We start from the raw sequence: 20770 nt of genomic DNA, 5'->3' as shown, positions 1-20770 counted from the left end.
CCCCCACCGCCTGCGCGGCGGGCGTGGCGAGCGTGAGGGGAACGCGGCTCCAGGCGTCCATGAGGTGGTCGTCGTACCCGCGTGACGCGAGGACCCGCAGGTACTGCCCGCCGTCCTCGACGATGGAGACGGCGCCGCGCCCCGCGCCGAGCGCGCAGAGCCCGTCGGTGAGGATGACGTGCGTGACGTCCTCGACGGTGTCGGCCCGCGCGAGGCGCGCGGTGACCTCGTACAGGGCGGCGGCGCGGCCCTCGGCGAGGCGGCGGGCGTCGAGTTCGGCGCGGCGGGCGGTGACGTCGCGGTAGTGCACGCCGAGCCCGCCGTCGCAGGGGAAGGCGCGAACCTCGAGCCAGGCGTCGCGGGGCGTGTAGTACGCCTCGAAGTGCGCGGAGACGCCCTCGCGCAGCGCACGGTGGAATTCCGCTTCGAAGGGTGTGCCGACGGTGGCGGGGAATTCCTTCCAGAAGTCGGCCGTCGGCACGAGGTCGGATGGCCAGCCGACGAAGGTGCGCGCGGCGGGGTTGGCGTAGCGGAGCCGCCAGTCGTGCGTGAGGAGGAAGAAGGGGTCGGGGAGAAGCTCGACCGCAGCGGCGAAGTCCACGCCGCGCGGCTGGAAGGTGTCCTCGGAGGTGGGACGGTGCGGTCTGATGTTCGCAATGTAGCCGAGCCGCGCGGAGCTGGATGGGCGGGAATACCCAGATGAGCGAAGCCTAAAGCGGGGGTGAAGCGCCTGTGGTCCGCGAACGTTCGGTAGGCTGACCGCATGCTCAAACCTGCCCCTCCCGTCGCCCGACGAGGCGACCACGTCGACGTCTACCACGGCACGACCGTCCCGGATCCCTACCGCTGGCTCGAAGATCCCGACTCGCCCGAGACGCGCGCGTGGGTGGAGGCGCAGAACACCGCGACGGCGGCCTTCCTCACGGACGTCCCGGCACGCGGAGCGTTGAGAGAACGCCTGCGGACGCTGTGGGACCACCCTCGCGCCGGAGCGCCCTGGCGGCGCGGCGCCCGCCTCTTCCGCCTCCGCAACACGGGCCTGCAGGACCAGAACGTCCTCTACGTCCGTGACGACGAGGACGGCGGCGCGGGCGACTGGCGCGTCCTGCTCGACCCGAACACCCTCAGCGAGGACGGCACGGTCGCGCTGCAGACCGTCTCCGTGAGCCGTGACGGGCGCTTCCTGGCGTACTCGGTCAGCGCGGGCGGCTCGGACTGGCAGACGTGGCGCGTCCGCGACGTCGAGTCGGGCGCGGACCTGCCCGAGGAACTCTCATGGAGCAAGTTCAGCGGCGCCGAGTGGCTCCCGGACGGCAGCGGCTTCCTCTACGGCCGCTACCCGCAGCCCGGAGAAGGCGAGGCGCTCACGGCGGCGAACTACGGACAGCAGCTGTGGCTGCACCGCGTCGGCACGCCACAGACCCGGGACGAGCTGGTGTACGAGCGCCCCGACCGGCCCACCTGGGGCTTCAGCCCGGTCGTGACGCACGACGGGCGCTGGCTGGTGCTGCACGTCTGGGAGGGCACGGACCCGCGCAACCTCGTGTACGTGCGCCCCCTCTCGGAGGGCGGGAGCTTCACGGAGCTCGTCCCGAGCTTCGAGGCGAGCTACACCCTCGTCCACGGCGAGGGCTCCGCGCTGTCCTTCCGCACCAACAGGGACGCGCCGCTCGGGAAGCTCGTGGGCGTGGACCTGGCGGACCTCGCGGCGGGCTGGCGGGACGTCGTGCCCGAGGGCGAGCACCTGCTGGAGGCCGCGCGGCCCGTGCCGGGCGGGTTCCTCACGCTCCTCGGCGTGCACGCCAGCCACCGCCTGAGCCTCGTGGACCGCTCGGGCGCCGCGCTCGGCGAGGTGACCCTGCCCACGCTCGGCACGGTGAGCGCCGTGAACGCCCTCCCGGACGACCCGGAGGTGTTCGTGGAGTTCACGTCGTTCCTGACGCCCGTCTCCGCGTACCGCCTCGACGTCTCGGCGGACGCGCCCGCCCTCGCGCCTCTCGACCCTCCCGCGCTGGACTTCGACACGTCGGCCTACGAGACGCGGCAGGTGTTCGCCACGAGCCGCGACGGGACGCGCGTGCCGATGTTCCTCGTGCACCGCGCGGGCCTCACCCCCACCGGCGACCACCCCACCCTGCTGTACGGCTACGGCGGCTTCGACATCAGCCTCACCCCGTCCTTCTCGGCGGCGCGGCTGCCGTGGTTGGAGCTGGGCGGCGTGCTGGCCGTCGCGAACCTGCGCGGCGGCGGCGAGTACGGCGAGGCGTGGCACGCGGCGGGCACCGTGCACCGCAAGCAGAACGTCTTCGACGACTTCGTTGCGTGCGCGGAGCACCTCGTGGCCATGGGCTTGACGCGCCCCTCGCGGCTCGCGATCCAGGGCGGCAGCAACGGCGGCCTGCTGGTCGGCGCGTGCATGACGCAGCGTCCCGACCTGTTCGGCGCGTGCCTCCCGGACGTCGGCGTGATGGACATGCTGCGCTTCCACCGCTTCACCATCGGCTGGGCCTGGGTGAGCGACTACGGCAGCAGCGACGACCCCGAGCAGTTCCGGACGCTGCTGGCGTACTCGCCGCTGCACAACCTGCGCGAGGGCGTGTGCTACCCGGCGACGCTCGTCACGACGGGCGACCACGACGACCGGGTGGTGCCCGCGCACTCGTTCAAGTTCGCGGCGGCGCTCCAGCACGCGCAGGCCTGTGACCGGCCCGTCCTGATCCGCGTGCAGACCCGCGCGGGGCACGGGCAGGGCAAGCCGACGCGTCTCCTGATCGAGGAGGCGGCGGACGTCCTCGCGTTCCTCACGCGGGCGCTGGACATGGACGTCTAGAGCTTCAGGCCCATCAGGACGTGCGTGGCCGGGCGCCCCAGCCACGGCGTCCAGACGGGCAGGGCACGCTCGGCGAGGACCTCGAAGCCCGCCTTCGCGTAGAGCGCGAGGGCGGCCTCGTTCTCGGCCGTGGTGGAGAGCTGCACGCCCGGCACGCCTCGCGCGCGCAGCTCGTCCACGAAGGCCGTGAGCAGCGCGCGCCCCAGGCCGAGACCGCGCGCCTCCGGGAGCAGGTTGAGGTGGAGGTGCGCGGGGTACGCCCCGCGCGGCGCGTGGGGCGTCGGGAACAGCGAGATCCGCGTGAGGTACGGCACGCAGCCGGGCAGGGCGCGGTAGCGTCCGCGCAGCAGGTTCGGGAGGACCTGCCGGAGCAGCGTGAAGCGCAGCGCCCGCTCGTAGGCGACCTGGTCGGTCACGCCGACGATGTATCCGAGCGTCTCGCCGGGCACGTCGGCGACGAAGCGCACCGAGACCTGCTGCGGCACGAGGTAGTACGGGTTGACCCACAGGTGCCGGAAGAGCCGCTCGTCGGGAAAGTAGCGGCTCGCGCTCTCCCCGAAGTACCCGGTGAGGTACGCGATGCGTCCGATGACGTCGAGATCGCCCGCGAGGGCGGGCCGCACGAGCGGCGCCCCGGTGGGGGGCGGGGTCACGTCGGGCTGGCGGGAGAGCACGCGCTCACCGTCTCCTCTGGGGGGCGCGTTCGACGGGCAGCAGCAGTTCGTTGCGGCGCAGGAAGGACCACAGCGTGGGCGCCATGACGCGCAGCTGCGTGGCGTACGCGCGGATCGCGTGGTGCTTGTCGCGCAGGTGCGGCACCCCGAGCGCGTGGGTGAGCCAGCGCGCGCCCTCGCCGTACCGGACGGGCGGACGCAGGCGGTAGGCGGGCCGGTAGCCTTTCGGGTGCGGCCAGTCCGTGCCGAAGTGCACGAGGTAGTACAGCAGGGACACGCCGGGCGTCTGTCTCCACACCTGCTCCACGAGCGCGGTGACGGCGCGGTGGTCGCCGTGCCCGTCGTGCGGTCCGGGCGTGAGGATCGTGCGGGGCCGCACCCGCGCGATGACCTCCTCGAACTGACGGCGGAACTCGCGCGCGGTGTAGGGCGCGCCGGGCGCGAGGGCGCGGTCGTAGGGCACGCGGTCGGCGCCCGTGGCGGAACTGCGCAGGGGCCGGTCGTGCGGGGAGCGCCACAGGGCGGTCATGCCGCGGTCGGGGAAGCCCATGAACAGCACCCGCTCGTTCGGAACGCCGAGTCGGGAGGTGGCGAGGAGCGCCTCGTCCATGCGTTCCTCGCCGAGGGCGATCTGGGCTCGCCCGCCGCGCCTGAGGCGCGCGAGGGCGTGCGGAAGACTCCAGGGGAAGGCGTCGCCGCTCGTGACGAACAGCACCCAGACGGGCATGCCGCGCGCGGCGGCGTGGCTGATGAGGCCGCCCGCGCCGAGCGTCTCGTCGTCCGGGTGGGGCGCGACGACGAGGATGGGGCCGTGCAGGGTTCGGGGGGTGGGGTCGGTCCGCGCGGACCGCAGCGGGGTGAGGCGCAGCATGGGTCCCTTCCGGGCGGGGCGCGCCGGAGGGCGGGCCGGGCCCTGTCTTCTCATTCGATGCCGCGCGGGCCTCCGTGACTGTGAGTTCGCGCGCCGAGCGGGCGCGCGCGGGCACGGCGTTCAAGGGTGCATGAACCGGGAGCTCGGGCGGGCGACACCGCACCTGTCCAGACAGCCCCCGCAGGTGCGCGCTCCGGACCTGCTAGGGTTTTGTTCGGCCCGGACGGCGGGCGAGCCGCTTGACAATCAGTGACGAAGCCGGGGCGACATTTCCGCTCACGACCGAACCTCTCGCAAGGAAAGGAAGTGGCCGGACGCCCTGGATCAGAGGGTTCGTCCGGCCCGGTACCAATATGCCTGTACAGAAGAATACCAAAAAACGATCCAAGGTTACACGTCGCAAGCGTGAACATCAACGTCCCGTTCCATGGGGTCCGCTGTTCACGCTCGCGCGTCTGCTCTGGGACGTCTTCCGGTTTCTCTGGGAGCATTTCGGTCCGCAGGAACGGTAGGACATCCCTGCCGCTTCCGTGAAGCTCGGCCCCTCGCCTCGTCCTGACGCGTGACGAAGACCCCCGTCCGGGCCCAACACGGACGAAGAACGCCGCGCCCCCTTGGGGGCGCGGCGTTCTCGTTTGTGCCGTCCTCAGGCGCCGGGGCGCGACGCGTCGCGGCCCTGCGTGTAGGGGGGCGGGGTGGGCTGATCGGTGGCGGGCAGCAGCAGGCGGTCGAGGACCTCGCTGACGTTGTCCACCGTGTGGATGGTGAGCTCGCCGCGGATGCTCTCGGGCACGTCCTGCAGGTTCGGCTCGTTGTCGCGCGGGATGATCACCGTGCGGATGCCGCCCTGGTGCGCCGCGAGGAGCTTCTCCTTGACGCCGCCGATCGGGAGGACCTTGCCGCGCAGGCTGATCTCGCCGGTCATGGCGATGTCCATGCGGGCCGGGCGGCCCGTGATGGCGCTCGTGATGGCCGTCGCGATGGTGATGCCCGCGCTGGGGCCGTCCTTGGGCGTCGCGCCGTCCGGGAAGTGCACGTGCAGGTCGAGCTTCTTGTGGAACTCGGGGTCCGCGCCGTACTTCTCGGCGTGCGCGCGCAGGTAGGCCACGGCGGCCTGCACGCTCTCCTTCATGACGTCGCCGAGGCTGCCGGTCATGTTGATCTTGCCGGTGCCGGGCGTGGCGAGCGCCTCCACGACGAGCATCGTCCCGCCGACGCTGGTCCACGCGAGCCCCTGGGCGGCGCCGACCTGCGGCTCCTTCTCCATGCGGTCCGGGCGGTGCAGCGGCACCCCGAGGTAGTGCGGGACCTGGTCGGCGTCGATGGTGCGCACGCCCTCCCAGGGGGTTTCGAGCAGTTCGCGGGCGGCCTTGCGGGCGATCTTGCTGACCTGACGGTCGAGGTTGCGCACGCCGCTCTCGGCGGTGTACTCCTCCACGACGCGTTCGAGCGCGGCGTCCGTGACCTCCACGCGGCCTTCGAGGCCGTGGGCGCGCAGCTGACGCGGCACGCGGTACTTGCGGGCGATCGCGACCTTCTCGGGCATGGTGTAGCCGGGGATGTTGATGACTTCCATGCGGTCGAGCAGGGGACGCGGGATCGTCTGGAGGCTGTTCGCGGTGGTGATGAACATCACCTGCGACAGGTCGTAGGGCACCTCGAGGTAGTGGTCCTGGAAGGTGTTGTTCTGCTCGGGGTCGAGGACTTCGAGCATGGCGCTCGACGGGTCGCCGCGCCAGTCGCTCGACATCTTGTCGATCTCGTCGAGGAGCATGACGGGGTTCACGACGGCCGCGTTCTTCATGCCCTGGATGATGCGTCCGGGCATGGAGCCGATGTAGGTGCGGCGGTGACCGCGAATCTCGGCCTCGTCACGCACGCCGCCGAGGGCCATGCGGACGAACTTGCGGTTGAGGCTGCGCGCGACGCTCTTGCCGAGCGAGGTCTTGCCGACGCCGGGAGGGCCGACGAGGCAGAGGATGGGCGCACGGATCTCGCGGTCCTCGCTGCTCTCCTGCTCGCTGGCGCCCGCGCGGAGCTGACGCACCGCGAGAAACTCCAGGATGCGCTCCTTGACGTCGTCGAGGCCGTAGTGGTCCTCGTCGAGGATGTCGCGGGTGCGCTTGATGTCGAGGATCTCCTCGTCCTTCGCGCTCCACGGCACGTCGATGAGCCAGTCGATGTAGTTGCGCACGACGGTGCCCTCGGGGCTGCCGCCGGGAGTGCGCTCGAGGCGGGCGAGTTCCTTGAGGGCCTTGTCCTTGACGTCGGCGGGCATGCCGGCCGCCTCGATCTTCTCGCGCAGCGCCTCGACCTCGGCGGGTCCGTCCTCGCCGCCGCCGAGTTCCTTGCTGATGGCCTTCATCTGCTCGCGCAGGTAGTACTCGCGCTGGTTCTGGTCCATCTGCTCCTTGACGCGGGCACTGATGCGCTTGTCCATGTTGAAGCGCTCCATGTCACGTCCGAGGAACTGCACGACCTTCTCGATGCGGCGCGTCACGTTGACGGTGTCGAGGACGGCCTGCTTGTCCTCGACGCTCCACGTGGCGTGGTGCGTGATGGTGTCGGCGGCGAGGCCGGCGTCGTCCATCGTGCGGATGGCCTCGACCTGGTAGTTGTCGAGACGGAGGTTCTTGTTCTGGCGCTGGTACTCCTCGAAGGCGCTCTTGGCCTCGGTGAGGAAGACCTCGGTCTCGCGCTCGTCGCCGGCCTCGCGGGGCAGGGTCTCGGCGCGGACGCGCAGGTAGCTGCCAGGGACGGGGCTCTCGACGCGGGCGCGTTCCTGCGCCTCGACGAGGACCTGCAGGGTGCTGTCGGGCAGACGCACGACCTGCTTGATGACGGCGAGGACGCCGATGTCGAACATTTCCTGCAGCGTGGGGTCGTCGACGCGCTGGTCACGCTGGGTGAGCAGCAGGACGCGACGGTCCGAGGCCTGGGCCTCGTCGATCGCGCGTTTGCTCTTCGCGCGGCCCACGTCGATGTTGGTGGTCGTGCCGGGGAGAACGACGGTGCTTCGCAGGGCGATGACGGGAAGTTCCCAGATCATTTGACTCCTTGGGGGAGCCCGGCTTGCTTCCTCTTGGAAACCGTTCCGGGCGGGCGACTCGTGAGCGGGGAATACAACAGCGTACCCCCACCGGTACGCCAGAATTGTAAGGCGTCGGTGGAGGTCACTGCTGTAACTTACGTTGCTTTAGGCAGACTTCTTGAGTCCCTTGGACTCAAGGGCCTTGAGCGGCTCGTCGAGGTTCTCCACGTCGAAACGCAGCTTGCCCAGCCCGTCGAGCGGCAGCTCGAACAGCAGGTCCGTCATCGCCTTCTCCATGACGGCCCGCAACCCGCGCGCGCCCGTCCCACGCGCCTTCGCGCGGCGCGCGACGTCCGCGAGCGCCTCCGGCGTGAACTCCAGCTCCACGCCCTGGAAGCCGAACAGCGCCTGGTACTGCTTCACGATCGCGCCCTGCGGCTCGGTCAGGATGCGCACCAGCGCGCTCTCGTCGAGGTCGGTGAGCTGCACCACCAGCGGCAGACGGCCCACGAACTCCGGGATCAACCCGAACTTCACGAGGTCCTCCGGGATGAAGCGCAGCTCCTCCTTCTCCTCGCCCTTCGCCTCGCGCCCGAAGCCCACCGAGCGGACGTTCGCGCGGCTGCGCGCGAGGTCCGCGAGACCCTCGAAGGCGCCGCCCACGATGAACAGGATGTTCTTCGTGTTCACCTGCACGAGCTCCTGCTGCGGGTGCTTGCGGCCGCCCTGCGGCGGCACCTGCGCCACGGTGCCCTCGATGATCTTGAGGAGCGCCTGCTGCACGCCCTCGCCGGACACGTCACGCGTGATGCTCGTGCCCTCGGACTTGCGGGCGATCTTGTCGATCTCGTCGATGTAGATGATGCCGCGCTCGGCGGCCTCCACGTCGTACTCCGCCGCCTGCAGCAGCCGCACGATGACGTTCTCCACGTCGTCGCCGACGTAGCCCGCCTCGGTGAGGGTGGTGGCGTCCGCGATGGCGAAGGGCACCTCCAGCATCTCCGCGAGCGACTGCGCCAGCAGCGTCTTGCCGGTGCCGGTCGGGCCGATCAGGAGGATGTTGCTCTTGCCGAGCGACACCTCGGGGTGCGCCAGGCGCTGGTAGTGGCTCACGACGGCCACCGCGAGCGCCTTCTTCGCCTCGTCCTGCCCGATGACGTACTCGTCGAGGTAGGCCTTGATGTCACGCGGGCTCGGGAGCTCCGCGAGGTCGAAGCTGCTGCCGGGCTTGCTCGCCCGCACCAGCTCGTGCGCCCGCTCGGCGCACTCGTTGCAGATGAACGCGGCGCGCGACGGCGCCTCGATCAGCTGCGCGATCTGCGGGTAGGAACGCCCGCAGAAGGAACAACGGTCAGCCATGTCCTGCCTCCTTCCCCCGGGTCGCCTCAGCCACCCTGCACGCCCACTTCCAGGCCCGCCGCCGCGACGTTCTCGACGACGCCGTCGATCAGGCCGTAGTCCTTCGCCTCGTGCGGCGACATGAAGTAGTCGCGTTCCATGTCCCGCAGCAGCTTCTCCTGCGGCAGACTCGTGTGCTTGTGGTAGAGCCCGATCATCTTGTCGCGGAGGTAGAGCACCTCCTTGGCCTGCACCTCCAGGTCGGGGGTGTTGCCCCGGAAGCCCGCGCTGCCCTGGTGGATCATGATGCGCGAGTTCGGCGTGGCGAAGCGCTTGCCCTTGTCGCCCGCCATCAGGATGACGCTGCCCATGCTCATCGCGATGCCGACGCAGATGGTGCTGATGGGCGCCTTGATGTACTGCATGGTGTCGTAGATGGCCAGCCCCGCGTACACTTCGCCGCCGGGGCAGTTGATGTACAGCTGGATCTCACGGTCGGGGTTCTGGCTGTCGAGCAGCAGCAGCTGCGCCACGATCGTGTTCGCCACCTGGCTGTCGATCGGCGTTCCGAGGAAGATGATCCGGTCCTTCAGGAGGCGAGAGTACACGTCGTACATGCGCTCGCCGCGCCCGGTCTGCTCGATCACATAGGGGATGACGCTCATGCGTCGCATTATCGCACGCAGGGCGAAAATGAAAGTGCCAACGTCGCGCCTCGGTTCACATGAGCAGATCAACCGGACCTTCATGAACGGGGCCGCGCTCTCGTGAGCGCGGCCCGGGAACGCGGCTCCGGCAGTTCTAGCGGTTCGAGGCGGGCGCGGGCGTCGCCGCGCGACCCCGGGTCAGGGTGTTCAGGTCGAGCAGGAAGTTCCCGTCGGAGGGCAGCATCACCGTCTGGATGCCCGGGGAGAGCTTCTCCGCGACGGTCAGCTGGATGATCTCGGGGTTCTCCTTGAGGGCCTTGCCGCGCAGGGACAGCGCCCGGGACTCGCCCTCGGCGCGCGCGATGGCCGCGTCGGACTCCGCGCGGGCCTCCACGACCTTGCGCTGCGCGGCGATGTTGGCCTGCTGGAGCCGGTTGCGCTCCACGGCCACCTGCTGCTCGGCCGTCTGCTTCTCCTCGATGGCCTTCGCGACGGAGTCGGGAATGCGCAGTTCGCGCAGCAGCACGGACTGCAGGTCGAGGTGCGCCTTGTCGAACTCGCTGCGCAGGCCCTCGGTGACCTGCTCCTCCACCGCGCGGCGCTGGGTGCTGATGATGTCGGCGGCGTTGAACTGCCCGATGGCGTCGCGGACCTTGCTGCGCACCTGCGGGCGGATGACCGTGCGGATGTAGTCCGGGCCGAGCTCGCGGTGCAGGCGGGCCACGTCGGCGCGCTTGACGCGGAACTGCACCGTCACGTCCGCCGTGATGCCGAGGCCCTCCTTGCTGCGCGCCTGGATGCTCTCGTCGGCGTTGGGGCCGTCCTCGCCGCGCCGGGACAGGGTGATCTCCTGGAGACGCGCGTCGTACAGGGTGACGCTGTTGAGGACCGGCGCGACGAAGTGCACGCCCTCGTTCAGGGGCGTGGGGCGGACGCCGGACAGGACGCTGAAGACCACGCCGACCTGCCCGGCGGGCACGATCACGAGCGAGTTGCCGACGACCGCGAGGATCAGCCCGGCCGCCGCGACGGGCAGTCCGGCCCGTCCGAGCGTGGGGTTGCTGGCGCGCCCCAGGACGTACAGGGCGAGACCGGCGAGCAGAATGACGATGCCGACGAGCGCGAACATAGGAACCTCCCGGGGGGCGGGACGGCGCGGACGCCGTGAGCCCGTCTCCTCTTCCTGAGGATACGGTGAACACCTCTCAAGACGGGGGACCGCCGACGAAAGTTCCCGGGAAGGCGTGGCGTCGGACGACCGCTGGCGGCGTCCCCGGAGCTTCTGCAACACCTGCGATGAGTTGTATAGACAGCGCGAACTTATCTAGACAGTCCCCGGATGCTCACGTGCCGCATCGTCTATCCTGTTCCTGCCCACGGGCGCGCTTCATGACAGCTCAACCTCACGACAGGGGGTGCGAACTCAACAAAGTTCGGACACCCTCTGCCAAGGGTGTCCGGGAAAGGAGCGGAATGTCGGAACAGATTGATCGTACCAGACGTAAGCGCCGCAAGCAACGCCGCAAGCGTTTCGAGCTCGTTCAGTTTTTCGTTCAGACCGCCAACCTGATCGTGTTGACGATCAGGTTGATCGTGGATCTGCTCCTCTGATGCTCGGCCCTCAAGCGTGAGCTGAGCGAAATGCGGCGCCCCGGAGGGCAGCGAGGAGGGTTGGAGGTCTTCTTTGACTTCCGACCCTCCTCTTCTTCTCGTGGACGGCTGCCGAATAACTTGTACAGACAGCGCGAACTTATCTAGACAGTCCCTGGATGCTCACGTGCCGTATCGACTACCCTGTTCCTGCCCACGGGCGCGCTTCATGACAGCTCAGCCTCACGACAGGGGGTGCGAACTCAACAAAGTTCGGACACCCTGTACCAGAGGGTGTCCGAGAAAGGAGCGTTATGGATCTAGACCAGAACGATGGTACCAGACGCAAGCGCCGGAAACAACGACGCAAGCGTTTCGAGCTCGTTCAGTTTTTCGTCCAGACCGCCAACCTGATCGTCAACACGATCAGATTGATCGTCGATCTGCTCCATTGATGCTCGGCCCTCACGCGTGAACTGAGCGAAGTGCGGCGCCCCCCGTGGGCACCACGAAGGAAGGACGGCGCCACTTGAGGCGCCGTCCTTTCCCACTCCACTCAGATCGCTTCGAGCAGCAGCGTCTCGGGGTTCTCCAGCAGGCGGATGACCTCCTTGCAGAAGCGCGCGGCCTCCGCGCCGTCCACGAGGCGGTGATCGAAGGACAGCGACAGGTACATCATGTGCCCCGGCACCACCTGGTCGTTCTCGTCGAAGACGGGGCGCTTCACGATGCTGTGCACGCCCATGATGGCCGCGTCGGGCACGTTGATGATCGGGAAGCTGAAGAGCGCGCCGATCGAGCCGATGTTCGTGACGCTGAAGCTGCTGCCGCTCATCTCGTCCGGCGTGAGCTTGCCGTCGCGGGCGCGCGTGCCGAGGTCGAGGATCTCGCGCGCGAGCTGCAGGACGCTCTTGCGGTCCACGTCCCGCACCACGGGCACGATGAGGCCCGCGTCCGTCGCGACGGCCATGCCGAGGTTGAAGTACTGCTTGTGCACGATCTCCTGCGTGGCCTCGTCGAAGCTAGTGTTCAGGCTGGGGTACTTGCGCAGCGCCGTCGCGATGGCCTTGAAGATGAACGGCAGGTAGCTGAGCTTCGCGCCGCCCGCCTCGGCGGCGTCCCTCAGGCGGCCGCGCAGCGCGACGAGCTTCGAGAGGTTCGCCTCGTCGACCGTGAGGGTACGGACGGTGTACAGGTGGCTGGCGAGCATCTGGTTGCTGATGGCGCGCCGCATGCCGCGCAGGGGCGTGCGCGTCTCCAGCGCCTCGTAGCCCTTCGGGGTGCGGTACTGCACGGGCGGCACCGGCATGCCCGCGCCGGGCGAGCTCGGCGCGGCCTTCGCCTGCGGCACCGAGCGGGCGGCGGCGAAGTGGTGGACGTCCGCGACACGCACGCGCCCGTTGGGGCCGCTGCCGCGCACCTCCGCGAGGTCCACGCCGAGCTCGCGGGCGAGCTGACGCGCGGCGGGCACCGCCAGCACCCGCCCGTGCGCGCTCGCGGCGCTCTCGGACGCACCGGCCTCCTGCGCGCGGCCCAGGCCGGTCGGGACGCGGATCTGCTCGTCGCCGCCGAAGGCCTTGAAGAGGCTGGACTCGTCGCCCTTGTCCTCCTTCACGCCGGACTCCACGATGCTGCGCTCCTCCTGCGCGGTGACGGGCAGGTCCACGTGCACGGTGGCGGGACTCTCGGCGCTGTTCTGCACGGCCTGACGGGCACTGACGGCCCCGACGGCCGCGAGGGCGGGCTCGGCGGCGGGCGCCGTCACCTCGCCGCTCTCCTCGATGACGGCGATCGCGGCGTGCACGGGCACGACGTCGCCCTCCTTCACGAGGCGGCGCGCGAGTCGGCCCGCGTAGGGCGAGGGCAGTTCCACCGTGACCTTGTCGGTCATGACCTCCACGATGGGCTGGTCACGCTCGACGCTGGCGCCCTCCTCGACGAGCCACTTGAGGATCTCGCCCTCCACGACGGACTCGGCGAGTTCGGGCAGCAGGATTTCCTTGGGCATGATGCTCCTTTGCAGTGAGTGAAACAGATGCGCGTCAGAGGAAGACGCGGACGAGGCCGAACACGATCAGGACGACGCCCAGCACGCGGATCCAGCGCTCGGAGCGCCCGTACAGGAACGCGGCCACGCCGAGCGCCGCGAAGTACAGGCCGATCACGACGCTCGACCACGGCTCGGGAAAGCGCAGCGCGAACTGGTAGAGGCCCACGCCGATCAGCAGACCGACGACGCTCACGAGGGGCCGCAGCATGTCCTTCACGTTCTTCACCAGTAGAGCGTCGCGAACATCACGACGCCGAAGAGGACCGCCATCCACTGCCGCGCGGCGCGTGGGCCGGGCGCACGCCACAGCCCGTACCCGACGCCCGCGCCCGCCGCGAGCGCGACGAGCAGGCCCCACGGCTGCGGCGCCTCCTGCACGCGGCCCTCCAGGAGGCGCAGCGCGAGCAGCACGAGCACCGTGGTGGCGATCAGCTGGGGGAGGTTCAGGCGGGTGACGCCGGACAGCCAGCGTGTCCGGACGACCGTGAGGACGGCGCCCGCGACGACGATGAGGCTGACGGCCCAGCGCGCCGCGGCGGGCAGGTCCACGAGCACGCGCGTGACCACCCCGCCGAGAATGCCCTCCACGAGGAGCGCCACGACGAGGCCGATCACGAGCGTCAGGAACGGGGACTGTCCGCGCGGCAGCATCAGTACCCCAGCAGCTTCGCGGCGGCGCGCAGCATGCGGTTCGGGCCGGGCAGGTAGACCTTGTCCTGCGCGTAGGGGTAGGGCGTGTCGAAGCCCGCGACCTGCGAGACGGGCGCGAGGAGCGCGTCGAAGAGCTCCTCCTGGATGGTGTAGGCCACCTCGCCCATGAAGTTCGCGGTGCGGGGCGCCTCGCTGACGAGCAGCGCGCGGCCGGTCTTCGCGACGGAGTTCAGGACCGTCTCGCGGTCCCAGGGCACGATGGAGCGCAGGTCCACGACCTCCACGCTCACGCCCTCGGCCTTCAGAGCGTCCGCGACCTTGAGGGCGTCGGGCATGACGCCGCCGTACCCGACGATCGTGAGGTCCGCGCCCTCGCGGCGCACGGCGGCCCTGCCGAGCTCCACGACGTAGTCGCCCTCGGGCACGTCCTCCTTGAAGGCGCGGTAGATGCGCTTGGGCTCGAAGAAGATGACGGGGTCGTCGCTGCGCACGGCGGCCTTCAGGAGGCCCTTGGCGTCGTAGGGCGTGCTGGGCATCACGACCTTGAGGCCCGGGGTGTGCGCGTAGTACGCCTCGGGGCTCTGGCTGTGGTGGTGCCCGCCGCGCACGCCGCCGCCGGAGGGCGTGCGGATCACGAGGGGCGCGGTGAACTGCCCGCCGCTGCGGTAGCGGATCTTGGCGGCCTGACTGACGATCTGGTCGAAGCCGGGCCCCATGTAGTCCGCGAACTGGATCTCCGCGATGGGCCGCAGGCCGCGCACGGCCATGCCGACGGCCGCGCCGACGATGCTGGCCTCCGAGAGGGGCGTGTCGAAGACGCGCCGCCGCCCGAACTCGGCCTGGAGGCCCTCGGTGGCGAGGAACACGCCGCCGCGCGCGCCGACGTCCTCGCCGAAGAGCACGACGCGCTCGTCGAGGCGCATCTCCTCGCGCATGGCGAGGTTGATGGCCTGGATGAGGTTGAGGGAGAGGGTGGCGGAGGTGCTCACGGCGGTCTCTTTGTCCTGGAGGGCGGTCACGTCACGCCTCCTGTTCCGCGCGGACGTACTCGCGCTGCAGGGCGATGTGGGCGGGCACGTCCTCGTAGACGTCCTCGAACATGACGTCCCAGCCGGGCGTGCCGGTCGCCTCGGTGGCGGTGATGGCGTCCTCGACCTCACGCTGAGCGGCCGCGCGGATCGCGGCGGCGTCCACGCTGAGGCCCTCGGCGGCGAGGAAGCGTTCGAAGCGCGTGATGGGGTCGCGCGAGCGCCACAGCTCGACCTCCTCGCGGCTGCGGTACTGCTTCTCCGCGTCGGCGTCGGCGTTGGAGTGCGAGCCGATGCGGTACGTGAGGCACTCCACGAGCGCGGGGCCCTCTCCGGCGCGCATGCGCTCGGCGACCTCGGAGACGACGCTGTGCACCGCGAGGACGTCGTTGCCGTCCACGTAGTAGCCGGGCATGCCGTAGGCGTGGGCCTTCACGGCGATGTTGGTGCTGGCCGTCTGGCCCTTGAAGTCCACGGAGATGGCCCACTGGTTGTTCTCGCAGACGAACATGATGGGGGCCTTCGCGACGCCCGCCATGTTGAGTCCGGCGTGCCAGTCGCCCTCGCTGGTGGCGCCGTCGCCGAAGGTGCAGACGGTGATCTCGTCCGTGCCGAGGTACTGCTGCGCCATGGCGGTGCCCGTGGCGGGCGCGACCTGGTTGGCGATGCTGCTGCTGATCGACACGAAGTTGTAGTTCCTGACGCCGAAGTGGTGCGGCATCTGGCGGGCGCGGCAGAGGTCCTCGCTCGTGCCGAGGCACTGCGCGAGCAGGTCGCGGACGCTCACGCCGAGGCCGATGGCGAGGCCCTGATCGCGGTAGTAGGGCCAGATCCAGTCGTGGCCGGGCCGGACGGCGTGCGCGAGGCCCACCTGGGTGCCCTCCATGCCGCTCGACTGCGCGTAGAAGCTGGTCTTCCCCTGTCTGAGGATCGTGACGAGCTTCTCGTCGAAGACGCGGGCGCGGACCATGTCGCGGTGCATGGTGCGCAGCTGGTCCTCGGTGAGGTCCAGCGTCCAGCGTCCGATTTTCCGGCCGTCCTCGCCGATGCGCTGGATCGGCTTGTCGGTAAACGGCTTGTGCATGCATCCTCCTGAAGCTGGCTGGCAGGGCCGCCTCCGCCACGCGGGCGGAAAGTTGGCCTAACGCCCGTTAGGATTATAACCGGACCGGGCCTCAGGAACAGAGGGCAGGAGACAGGGAGCGTGAAGGCTCGCACCGCCCCTGAGGGGACGCCGATGGACGCCCGACGTGCATCCCGTTCCGGACGCACAGAACTCGTCTAGACAGTCCCCGGACGCTGCACCCGTGGTGCGTGTACACTGCCCGTGCCCTTCGGGGAGCGCCGCATGACAACTCAGATCGAGACAGAGGGACCGAACTCAAAAGATTCGGACACCCTCTAGCACAGGGTGTCCGGGAAAGGAGTTATATGGCTCGTCAACAACAAGACAAGCCTACCAGACCCCGACGCAAGCGGCAAGTCAACCGCAAGCGTCGTGACTGGGTTCAGCTTCTGAACCTGATCGTCAACGCGATCAGGCTCTTGCTTGATCTGCTCCCCTTCCTCTAGGCCCTCGTGCTCGACCTGAGCAAAACCATGCGGCGCCCCGAGGGGCGCCTTTTTCTGTGCCTGCGCGTGGCAGCGTCACTGGAACGGCACCTCTTCCCCGCCCCACTCCAGCCGTCCGATCGTCACGGCCACGTCCAGGGCGCGCACCGCGATCTCCAGGTCGCCGCGTCCGCCCGTGCCGCCCAGCTCGAACCACTTCCCGAGCGGCACGCCGCCCAGCACGCGGTGGCGCACGCCGTCCTCGACGTAGTCGGCGGGCGCGTCGGGACGCAGCACCAGCCGCTCTCCGTCCCCGACGCGCAGCGCGAGTGGGTACGGCGCGCGGGTCGGGCCGAGCTCCTCGCCGCCCCTGTAGACGTCCACGCGCGCCACGAGCCGCCACGCGCCCTCACGCACGGCGGGGAGACGCGCGCGCAGCAGGGGCGGCGCGCCGTAGCGGCCGAGCCGGATGACCTCCAGCTGGCCCGCCTCCGTCGCGACGCGGTAGCCGTTCTCGGTCTGCACCTCGCGGCGCGGCGCGGACGTGACGGGCGGCTCGGTGACGAGCCGCATCCGCCCGGACGGCGCGGGACGCGGCGCGGTCCGCAGGGGGCTGCCCTCCTGCAGGGCCGCCTCGTACGCGGCGCGGGCGCGTTCCGTGAGCTCGGGCAGGTTGGCTCGCTGGGCGTAGTAGGCGCTGAGGCCCGGATGGGTCGGCAGCAGCAGGTCCGCGAGCCGGGCGCGCAGCGCGGCCCGCTGCGGACCCGTGAGGCTCCCGGCGAGCGCGGTGCGCAGCAGTTCGCTGGTGAAGCCGAGCCGCTGTTCGAGGTCGCTGGACGTGAAGTCCGGGCCGGGCAGACGCACGGTCTCCTCGTCGGCGGCGTGCGAGAGCACGCCCGCCGAGAGCGCCTCCGAGAGCAGGTCGGGCGCGTCCTCGCCGAGAATGGCGCGCGCGAGGGCGGCGTCCACGCCGACGTACACCATCGAGAGGCGCGACAGGGCGGCATGCAGCTCGGGCCGCCAGCCGGACGCGCCAGCCAGCAGCGACTCGCGCGCGGACGGCGGGAGCGGCGAGCGGCCACTTCCCGTGAGGCTGTGGGGCCGCTCCATGAAGGCGCGCAGGTGCGCGGGAAGCCCCTCGGTCTGCTGGACGAGCCGCGCGGCACGGCAACGCAGGGCGTCCTCGTCGAGGCCCTGCAGGACGGGCCTGAGCGCACGTGTGGCGGCGCGGATGCTGACGGGACCGAGGTTGATGCGGTGAACGCGTCCGGAGTCCACGCCGCTCTCGAACAGGGCGGGCAGCGTGGACGCGCTGGAGCTCGACAGGACCAGCAGCAGCGGAATCGGCAGGCCCAGCGCGAAGCCCACGCCGCCCGCGAAGGCCTCGCGGGCGTGCTCGGCGCGGTGGATGGAGAGCACCACGGGCCGCCCGAGCGACGCGAGGACGCTGAAGATCCGCACGAGGTCCTCGTCGGCGTCGCCTGGACGCAGCAGGACGCTCTGCAGCACCTCGCGCGAGTCGGGCGGGGAGACGCGCATCAGGGCCTGCGCGAGCGACGCGAGGAACAGGCGGCGCTGCGGTACCGCGTTGACCTGCAGCAGCACCCAGTCGCTGCCGACGAGCGCCTCCTGCACGAAGCTGCGCTTGCCGATGCCGCGCCGTCCACCGAGCAGCAGCAGCTGCGGCTCGTGCTCCGCGAGCGACAGGACGTCCATGAGGGCCCCGCGCGCCTCGGGACGGTCGAAGTGCAGCTGGGGCGGGCCGCCACGGCGGACGAGCCGCAGGTTCTCCACGCCGAGCAGTTCGGCGCGCGCGCGGATCATCTCGGCGGCGCGGTCGCGGCCGGCCTCCACCTGCCGGGTGTAGACGCGCGAGAGCACCTCCTCGACCTGCTCGGCGAGGCTGAGGCGCTGCGTCTCCACCCACTCCTGGAAGGTGGACGTCCCGAGGTCCTCCAGCCCGCTGAGGGGCAGGCCGCGCAGCGTGCCGAGCCACTCGGCGAGCTCACGTTCGCTCACGTCGGTCTCGCCGCGGACGAAGCGGTCGAGGTCGGTGGCGCACTCCAGGGAGAGCATGGGCTGACGGGCCGGGAAGAGGTCGAGGCCCTGCTGGCGCAGGCGGGCGAGTTCCACGCGGAGGTTGCCGAGCGCGTCGTGGCTCTCCCAGAGGAGGTCGGCGAGGTGCTCGCGGTGCTGGGGCGAGCGTTCGAGCGCGAGGTAGGCGAGCAGCGCCGTCGCCTTGGCGGACAGGTGGACCCGTCGTCCTTCGTGGCTCACGTGCACATGGCCGAGAAGATGAACCGTGAGCATGGGTGCTGACCTCGGAGGGGCGTCCGTGACGTTCGGGCTGGCGCCCGGACGAACTTTCGATGGGAGGTGGGTCATCAGTCGATATGGGCCTGCGTGAGATGAGTTGGAGGATGGACGCGGTTCGGTTCGCGCCGCTTCAGAATCAGCGTAACACGCGCCGTGGAAAGCGGCTCCTCATTTGTCACGTCGGTGCGGACGCGGACTGTATTCTTCTCACGGCGTAATCAGTCGGGAGGTCTATGCTGAGTGCATGCCCAGTGGCCGCGCCGTCCTCATCCGCTACCGCCCCGCCGCCGCCACCCCCGCCGAGCGGGCGCGGCAGGAGGCGAGACTGCGCGCCGCGCTCGAACGCGCGCTCGGCGAGGACGTCAGCGTCCGCTTCGAGGACGTCCACGGCGACGAACCCTGGCGCCGCACCAGCGTCCGCGTCTGGGGCGACTGGGACCGCTCACGCGCCAGCGTCTTCTCCGCCGTGTCCGCCTGCCTCAGCGAACTCGCCGACGTCGCCTGACCCGCCCGGGTCTTTGGACGCGTTCACGCGCGCCGCACCCACCGTGGCGCGCCCCTCCGTACAGTGGACGGCGCATGGAACGGCCCGCCCAGGTCCTGCCCGACCGTCCGGCCCGCACCTCGAACGCGCAGGTCCGTGAGGACGTCACGCGCCTCGCGGCGGTGGACGTGACGCGCGGCGTCCTCACGGTCGCGGTGGTGGCGCACCACGTGAGCGGAATCGTGCTGCCGCTCGCCCCGCCCGGCCCGCCGCACGTCCTGCTGGCGGCGCTGAACCGCTCGCTGCTGTTCGTCGTGCCCGCCTTCCTGTTCGTGACGGCGCTCGTGCTGACCCGCTCCGCCCTGCGGTCCTTCGACGCGCGGCGCTACTACGGGACGCGCGTCCGGACGGCGCTCCTGCCGTACCTCCTGTGGACGGTCCTGTACGTCCTCTTCCGCGTCGCGACGGGGCAGGACGCGCCGGACGTGCTGCTCGACCCCGCACGCTGGCTGACGTGGCTGCGCTACGGCAAGGGCTACTTCCACCTGTACTTCCTGCTGATCGCGCTGCAGTTCTACCTCGTGCTGCCCCTGCTGCTGCCGCTCTTCCGGCGCACGTGGCCGCTGTGGCTGGTCGTCACGGTCGCCTTCGGCACGCAGCTCGGCGTGTACTGGCTCAACCGCTCCACGGACCTCGTGCACTTCCGCTTCCCCGGCACGATGGCGCTCTGGTACATCCCGGCGATCACGCTCGGCATGTACGTCGGCGCGAACTACGCCCGCTTCGACGAGCTGTGGCGACGGCACCGCAGGCCCGTCTTCGCCTTCGCGGCGCTCGGCTGGGCCGTGTACCTCCCGCTCGCGTACACGGTCCTCACCGGGGGGCGCGTGAACACCTTCGTGTATTCCGCCGCGCACTGGGTGTACACGACGGTGTTCGCGCTGGTGCTGTTCGGCGTGGCGCACTCCGCCGCGCGGGGGCCCGCCTGGCTGAGCCGTCCGCTCGCGCGGCTCGGCACCTTCAGCCTGCAGATCTACCTGCTGCACCCGGCGGTGCTGTTCTGGGTGGACCGCCGGGGCGCCTTCCCCGGCGGTGACTCCGCGCTGTTCCTGCTGACCGTGCTGGGCTACGCGCTCGTGGCGCTCCTCGTGCCCTTCGTGATCGCGCGCGCCCTGGAGGGCCGCCGCGCGTCCGTGTGGCTGTTCGGACGCTGACCGAACCTCCTACCGCGTGAACGCCCGCCCGACCGCCTCGATGAAGGCGTCGCGGCGGGCGAGCTCCTCGGGTGTGTAGCGCTCGGCGAGCAGACGCGCCTTGAAGTCGGCGACGTCCTCGTCCCCGGTGAGGGCCCACGTCTCGACGGGCGTGCAGGCCACCCGCATGTCTCGCTCCCAGTCGAAGGTCTCGTTGGCGGGGAGGCCCAGCGCGCGCGTCGCGAGCGGCCACGTGGCGTCCACCACGACGTCCCCGCGCGGGCCGTGCACGACGAGCCAGTTGTGGACGTCCACGACCCCGCCGTCCGCCGCGAGCCGCGCGACCTCCGGATCCACCTCCACGCCGGGCGGCAGGGCGATCTCCTGCGTGGCGGCCATCAGGGTGGAGCGCACGCCGAGTTCCGCGAGCAGGGCGCGCAGCAGCAGGTGCTTCGTGGAGCAGGTGCCGCGCCACTCCCGCACGACCGTGGCGGGAACGTGCTCGCTCGCGCGGGC

Annotated in this window: 19 protein-coding genes; 4 read left to right on the top strand and 15 right to left on the bottom strand. The window is 70.4% G+C overall.

Annotated elements, in window-relative coordinates; genetic code table 11:
* The coding region (locus DEIPI_RS39055; protein WP_045233711.1) for a PAS domain-containing protein at nucleotides 1-601 on the bottom strand (601 nt) is incomplete at its 3' end.
* A 162-nt stretch (nucleotides 602-763) separates the two neighbouring features.
* Between DEIPI_RS39055 and DEIPI_RS28890 the strand changes: the two genes are divergently transcribed.
* A complete protein-coding gene (locus tag DEIPI_RS28890) occupies nucleotides 764-2830 on the top strand; it encodes a prolyl oligopeptidase family serine peptidase (RefSeq protein ID WP_045233710.1) in 2067 nt (688 codons plus the stop codon).
* Here DEIPI_RS28890 and DEIPI_RS0105940 read toward each other — a convergent pair.
* From DEIPI_RS0105940 to DEIPI_RS0105915, 6 genes are all read right to left on the bottom strand, one after another.
* Nucleotides 2827-3504 (bottom strand): GNAT family N-acetyltransferase, encoded by a 678-nt coding sequence (locus tag DEIPI_RS0105940; protein ID WP_245588520.1) that lies wholly within the window; start codon nucleotides 3502-3504, stop codon nucleotides 2827-2829. The genes DEIPI_RS28890 and DEIPI_RS0105940 overlap by 4 nt on opposite strands.
* Nucleotides 3505-3508: 4 nt before the next feature.
* Nucleotides 3509-4375, bottom strand: a complete 867-nt coding sequence (locus DEIPI_RS28885; protein ID WP_045233709.1) for a PIG-L deacetylase family protein — start codon at nucleotides 4373-4375, stop codon at nucleotides 3509-3511.
* Nucleotides 4376-5021: 646 nt separating this feature from the next.
* Entirely contained in the window at nucleotides 5022-7424 is a 2403-nt protein-coding gene (gene lon / locus DEIPI_RS0105930) for an endopeptidase La (protein ID WP_027481186.1), read from the bottom strand.
* Between the two features lie 147 nt (nucleotides 7425-7571).
* Nucleotides 7572-8765, bottom strand: coding sequence for an ATP-dependent Clp protease ATP-binding subunit ClpX (gene clpX, locus DEIPI_RS0105925; RefSeq protein ID WP_027481185.1), 1194 nt, complete (start codon nucleotides 8763-8765; stop codon nucleotides 7572-7574).
* A gap of 26 nt (nucleotides 8766-8791) precedes the next feature.
* On the bottom strand, nucleotides 8792-9418 hold the full coding sequence (clpP, locus tag DEIPI_RS28880) for an ATP-dependent Clp protease proteolytic subunit (protein ID WP_157463482.1): 627 nt from the start codon (nucleotides 9416-9418) through the stop codon (nucleotides 8792-8794).
* A gap of 127 nt (nucleotides 9419-9545) precedes the next feature.
* Nucleotides 9546-10520, bottom strand: a complete 975-nt coding sequence (locus DEIPI_RS0105915; protein ID WP_027481184.1) for a prohibitin family protein — start codon at nucleotides 10518-10520, stop codon at nucleotides 9546-9548.
* Nucleotides 10521-10864: 344 nt separating this feature from the next.
* Here DEIPI_RS0105915 and DEIPI_RS37435 point away from each other — a divergent pair, with 344 nt between their 5' ends.
* On the top strand, nucleotides 10865-11002 hold the full coding sequence (locus DEIPI_RS37435) for a hypothetical protein (RefSeq protein ID WP_157463481.1): 138 nt from the start codon (nucleotides 10865-10867) through the stop codon (nucleotides 11000-11002).
* A 299-nt stretch (nucleotides 11003-11301) separates the two neighbouring features.
* Here the strand turns inward: DEIPI_RS37435 and DEIPI_RS41815 are convergent, their stop codons facing one another.
* The 7 genes from DEIPI_RS41815 to DEIPI_RS0105875 all read right to left on the bottom strand — a co-directional run bounded on the left by DEIPI_RS41815 (nucleotide 11302) and on the right by DEIPI_RS0105875 (nucleotide 18538).
* Complete coding sequence (locus DEIPI_RS41815) at nucleotides 11302-11433, bottom strand: hypothetical protein (RefSeq protein ID WP_281173189.1); 132 nt, start codon at nucleotides 11431-11433, stop codon at nucleotides 11302-11304.
* 104 nt (nucleotides 11434-11537) lie between these two features.
* Nucleotides 11538-12989, bottom strand: a complete 1452-nt coding sequence (locus DEIPI_RS0105900) for a dihydrolipoamide acetyltransferase family protein (protein ID WP_027481183.1) — start codon at nucleotides 12987-12989, stop codon at nucleotides 11538-11540.
* Nucleotides 12990-13023: 34 nt separating this feature from the next.
* Nucleotides 13024-13257, bottom strand: coding sequence for a hypothetical protein (locus DEIPI_RS0105895; RefSeq protein ID WP_342667503.1), 234 nt, complete (start codon nucleotides 13255-13257; stop codon nucleotides 13024-13026).
* Nucleotides 13254-13682: a hypothetical protein gene (locus tag DEIPI_RS0105890; protein ID WP_027481181.1), complete on the bottom strand. Its 429-nt coding sequence runs from the start codon at nucleotides 13680-13682 to the stop codon at nucleotides 13254-13256. Before DEIPI_RS0105890 ends, DEIPI_RS0105895 begins: the two co-directional genes overlap by 4 nt.
* Nucleotides 13682-14701, bottom strand: coding sequence for an alpha-ketoacid dehydrogenase subunit beta (locus tag DEIPI_RS0105885; RefSeq protein ID WP_027481180.1), 1020 nt, complete (start codon nucleotides 14699-14701; stop codon nucleotides 13682-13684). Before DEIPI_RS0105885 ends, DEIPI_RS0105890 begins: the two co-directional genes overlap by 1 nt.
* A 1-nt stretch (nucleotide 14702) precedes the next feature.
* Nucleotides 14703-15794, bottom strand: coding sequence for a thiamine pyrophosphate-dependent dehydrogenase E1 component subunit alpha (locus DEIPI_RS0105880; RefSeq protein WP_027481179.1), 1092 nt, complete (start codon nucleotides 15792-15794; stop codon nucleotides 14703-14705).
* 563 nt (nucleotides 15795-16357) lie between these two features.
* Complete coding sequence (locus tag DEIPI_RS0105875; RefSeq protein ID WP_157463480.1) at nucleotides 16358-18538, bottom strand: AfsR/SARP family transcriptional regulator; 2181 nt, start codon at nucleotides 18536-18538, stop codon at nucleotides 16358-16360.
* A gap of 283 nt (nucleotides 18539-18821) precedes the next feature.
* Between DEIPI_RS0105875 and DEIPI_RS28875 the strand changes: the two genes are divergently transcribed.
* Both DEIPI_RS28875 and DEIPI_RS0105870 read left to right on the top strand, forming a co-directional pair.
* A complete protein-coding gene (locus DEIPI_RS28875) occupies nucleotides 18822-19082 on the top strand; it encodes a hypothetical protein (protein ID WP_045233707.1) in 261 nt (86 codons plus the stop codon).
* Nucleotides 19083-19156: 74 nt separating this feature from the next.
* Nucleotides 19157-20275 carry an acyltransferase gene (locus tag DEIPI_RS0105870; protein ID WP_084473992.1) on the top strand — a complete coding sequence of 373 codons (1119 nt, stop codon included), beginning with the start codon at nucleotides 19157-19159 and terminating at the stop codon, nucleotides 20273-20275.
* A gap of 9 nt (nucleotides 20276-20284) precedes the next feature.
* Here DEIPI_RS0105870 and DEIPI_RS0105865 read toward each other — a convergent pair.
* Nucleotides 20285-20770, bottom strand: a 486-nt coding sequence (locus DEIPI_RS0105865; protein ID WP_027481176.1) for a hypothetical protein, incomplete at its 5' end; no start/stop codon positions are given.

It is taken from the genome of Deinococcus pimensis DSM 21231 (genome assembly GCF_000519345.1).
In the GTDB taxonomy this organism is placed as follows: domain Bacteria; phylum Deinococcota; class Deinococci; order Deinococcales; family Deinococcaceae; genus Deinococcus_A; species Deinococcus_A pimensis.
Note: the sequence above shows the minus strand (reverse complement) of the source record. Positions and strands in the feature narration are given on the sequence as shown.

Coding starts and splice junctions, on each gene's coding strand:
- DEIPI_RS28890 (WP_045233710.1), top strand. CDS start 764: ATGCTCAAACCTGCCCCTCCCGTCGCCCGACGAGGCGACCACGTCGAC.
- DEIPI_RS28885 (WP_045233709.1), bottom strand. CDS start 4,375: ATGCTGCGCCTCACCCCGCTGCGGTCCGCGCGGACCGACCCCACCCCC.
- lon (WP_027481186.1), bottom strand. CDS start 7,424: ATGATCTGGGAACTTCCCGTCATCGCCCTGCGAAGCACCGTCGTTCTC.
- clpX (WP_027481185.1), bottom strand. CDS start 8,765: ATGGCTGACCGTTGTTCCTTCTGCGGGCGTTCCTACCCGCAGATCGCG.
- clpP (WP_157463482.1), bottom strand. CDS start 9,418: ATGCGACGCATGAGCGTCATCCCCTATGTGATCGAGCAGACCGGGCGC.
- DEIPI_RS0105915 (WP_027481184.1), bottom strand. CDS start 10,520: ATGTTCGCGCTCGTCGGCATCGTCATTCTGCTCGCCGGTCTCGCCCTG.
- DEIPI_RS37435 (WP_157463481.1), top strand. CDS start 10,865: ATGTCGGAACAGATTGATCGTACCAGACGTAAGCGCCGCAAGCAACGC.
- DEIPI_RS41815 (WP_281173189.1), bottom strand. CDS start 11,433: ATGGAGCAGATCGACGATCAATCTGATCGTGTTGACGATCAGGTTGGC.
- DEIPI_RS0105900 (WP_027481183.1), bottom strand. CDS start 12,989: ATGCCCAAGGAAATCCTGCTGCCCGAACTCGCCGAGTCCGTCGTGGAG.
- DEIPI_RS0105890 (WP_027481181.1), bottom strand. CDS start 13,682: ATGCTGCCGCGCGGACAGTCCCCGTTCCTGACGCTCGTGATCGGCCTC.
- DEIPI_RS0105880 (WP_027481179.1), bottom strand. CDS start 15,794: ATGCACAAGCCGTTTACCGACAAGCCGATCCAGCGCATCGGCGAGGAC.
- DEIPI_RS28875 (WP_045233707.1), top strand. CDS start 18,822: ATGCCCAGTGGCCGCGCCGTCCTCATCCGCTACCGCCCCGCCGCCGCC.
- DEIPI_RS0105870 (WP_084473992.1), top strand. CDS start 19,157: ATGGAACGGCCCGCCCAGGTCCTGCCCGACCGTCCGGCCCGCACCTCG.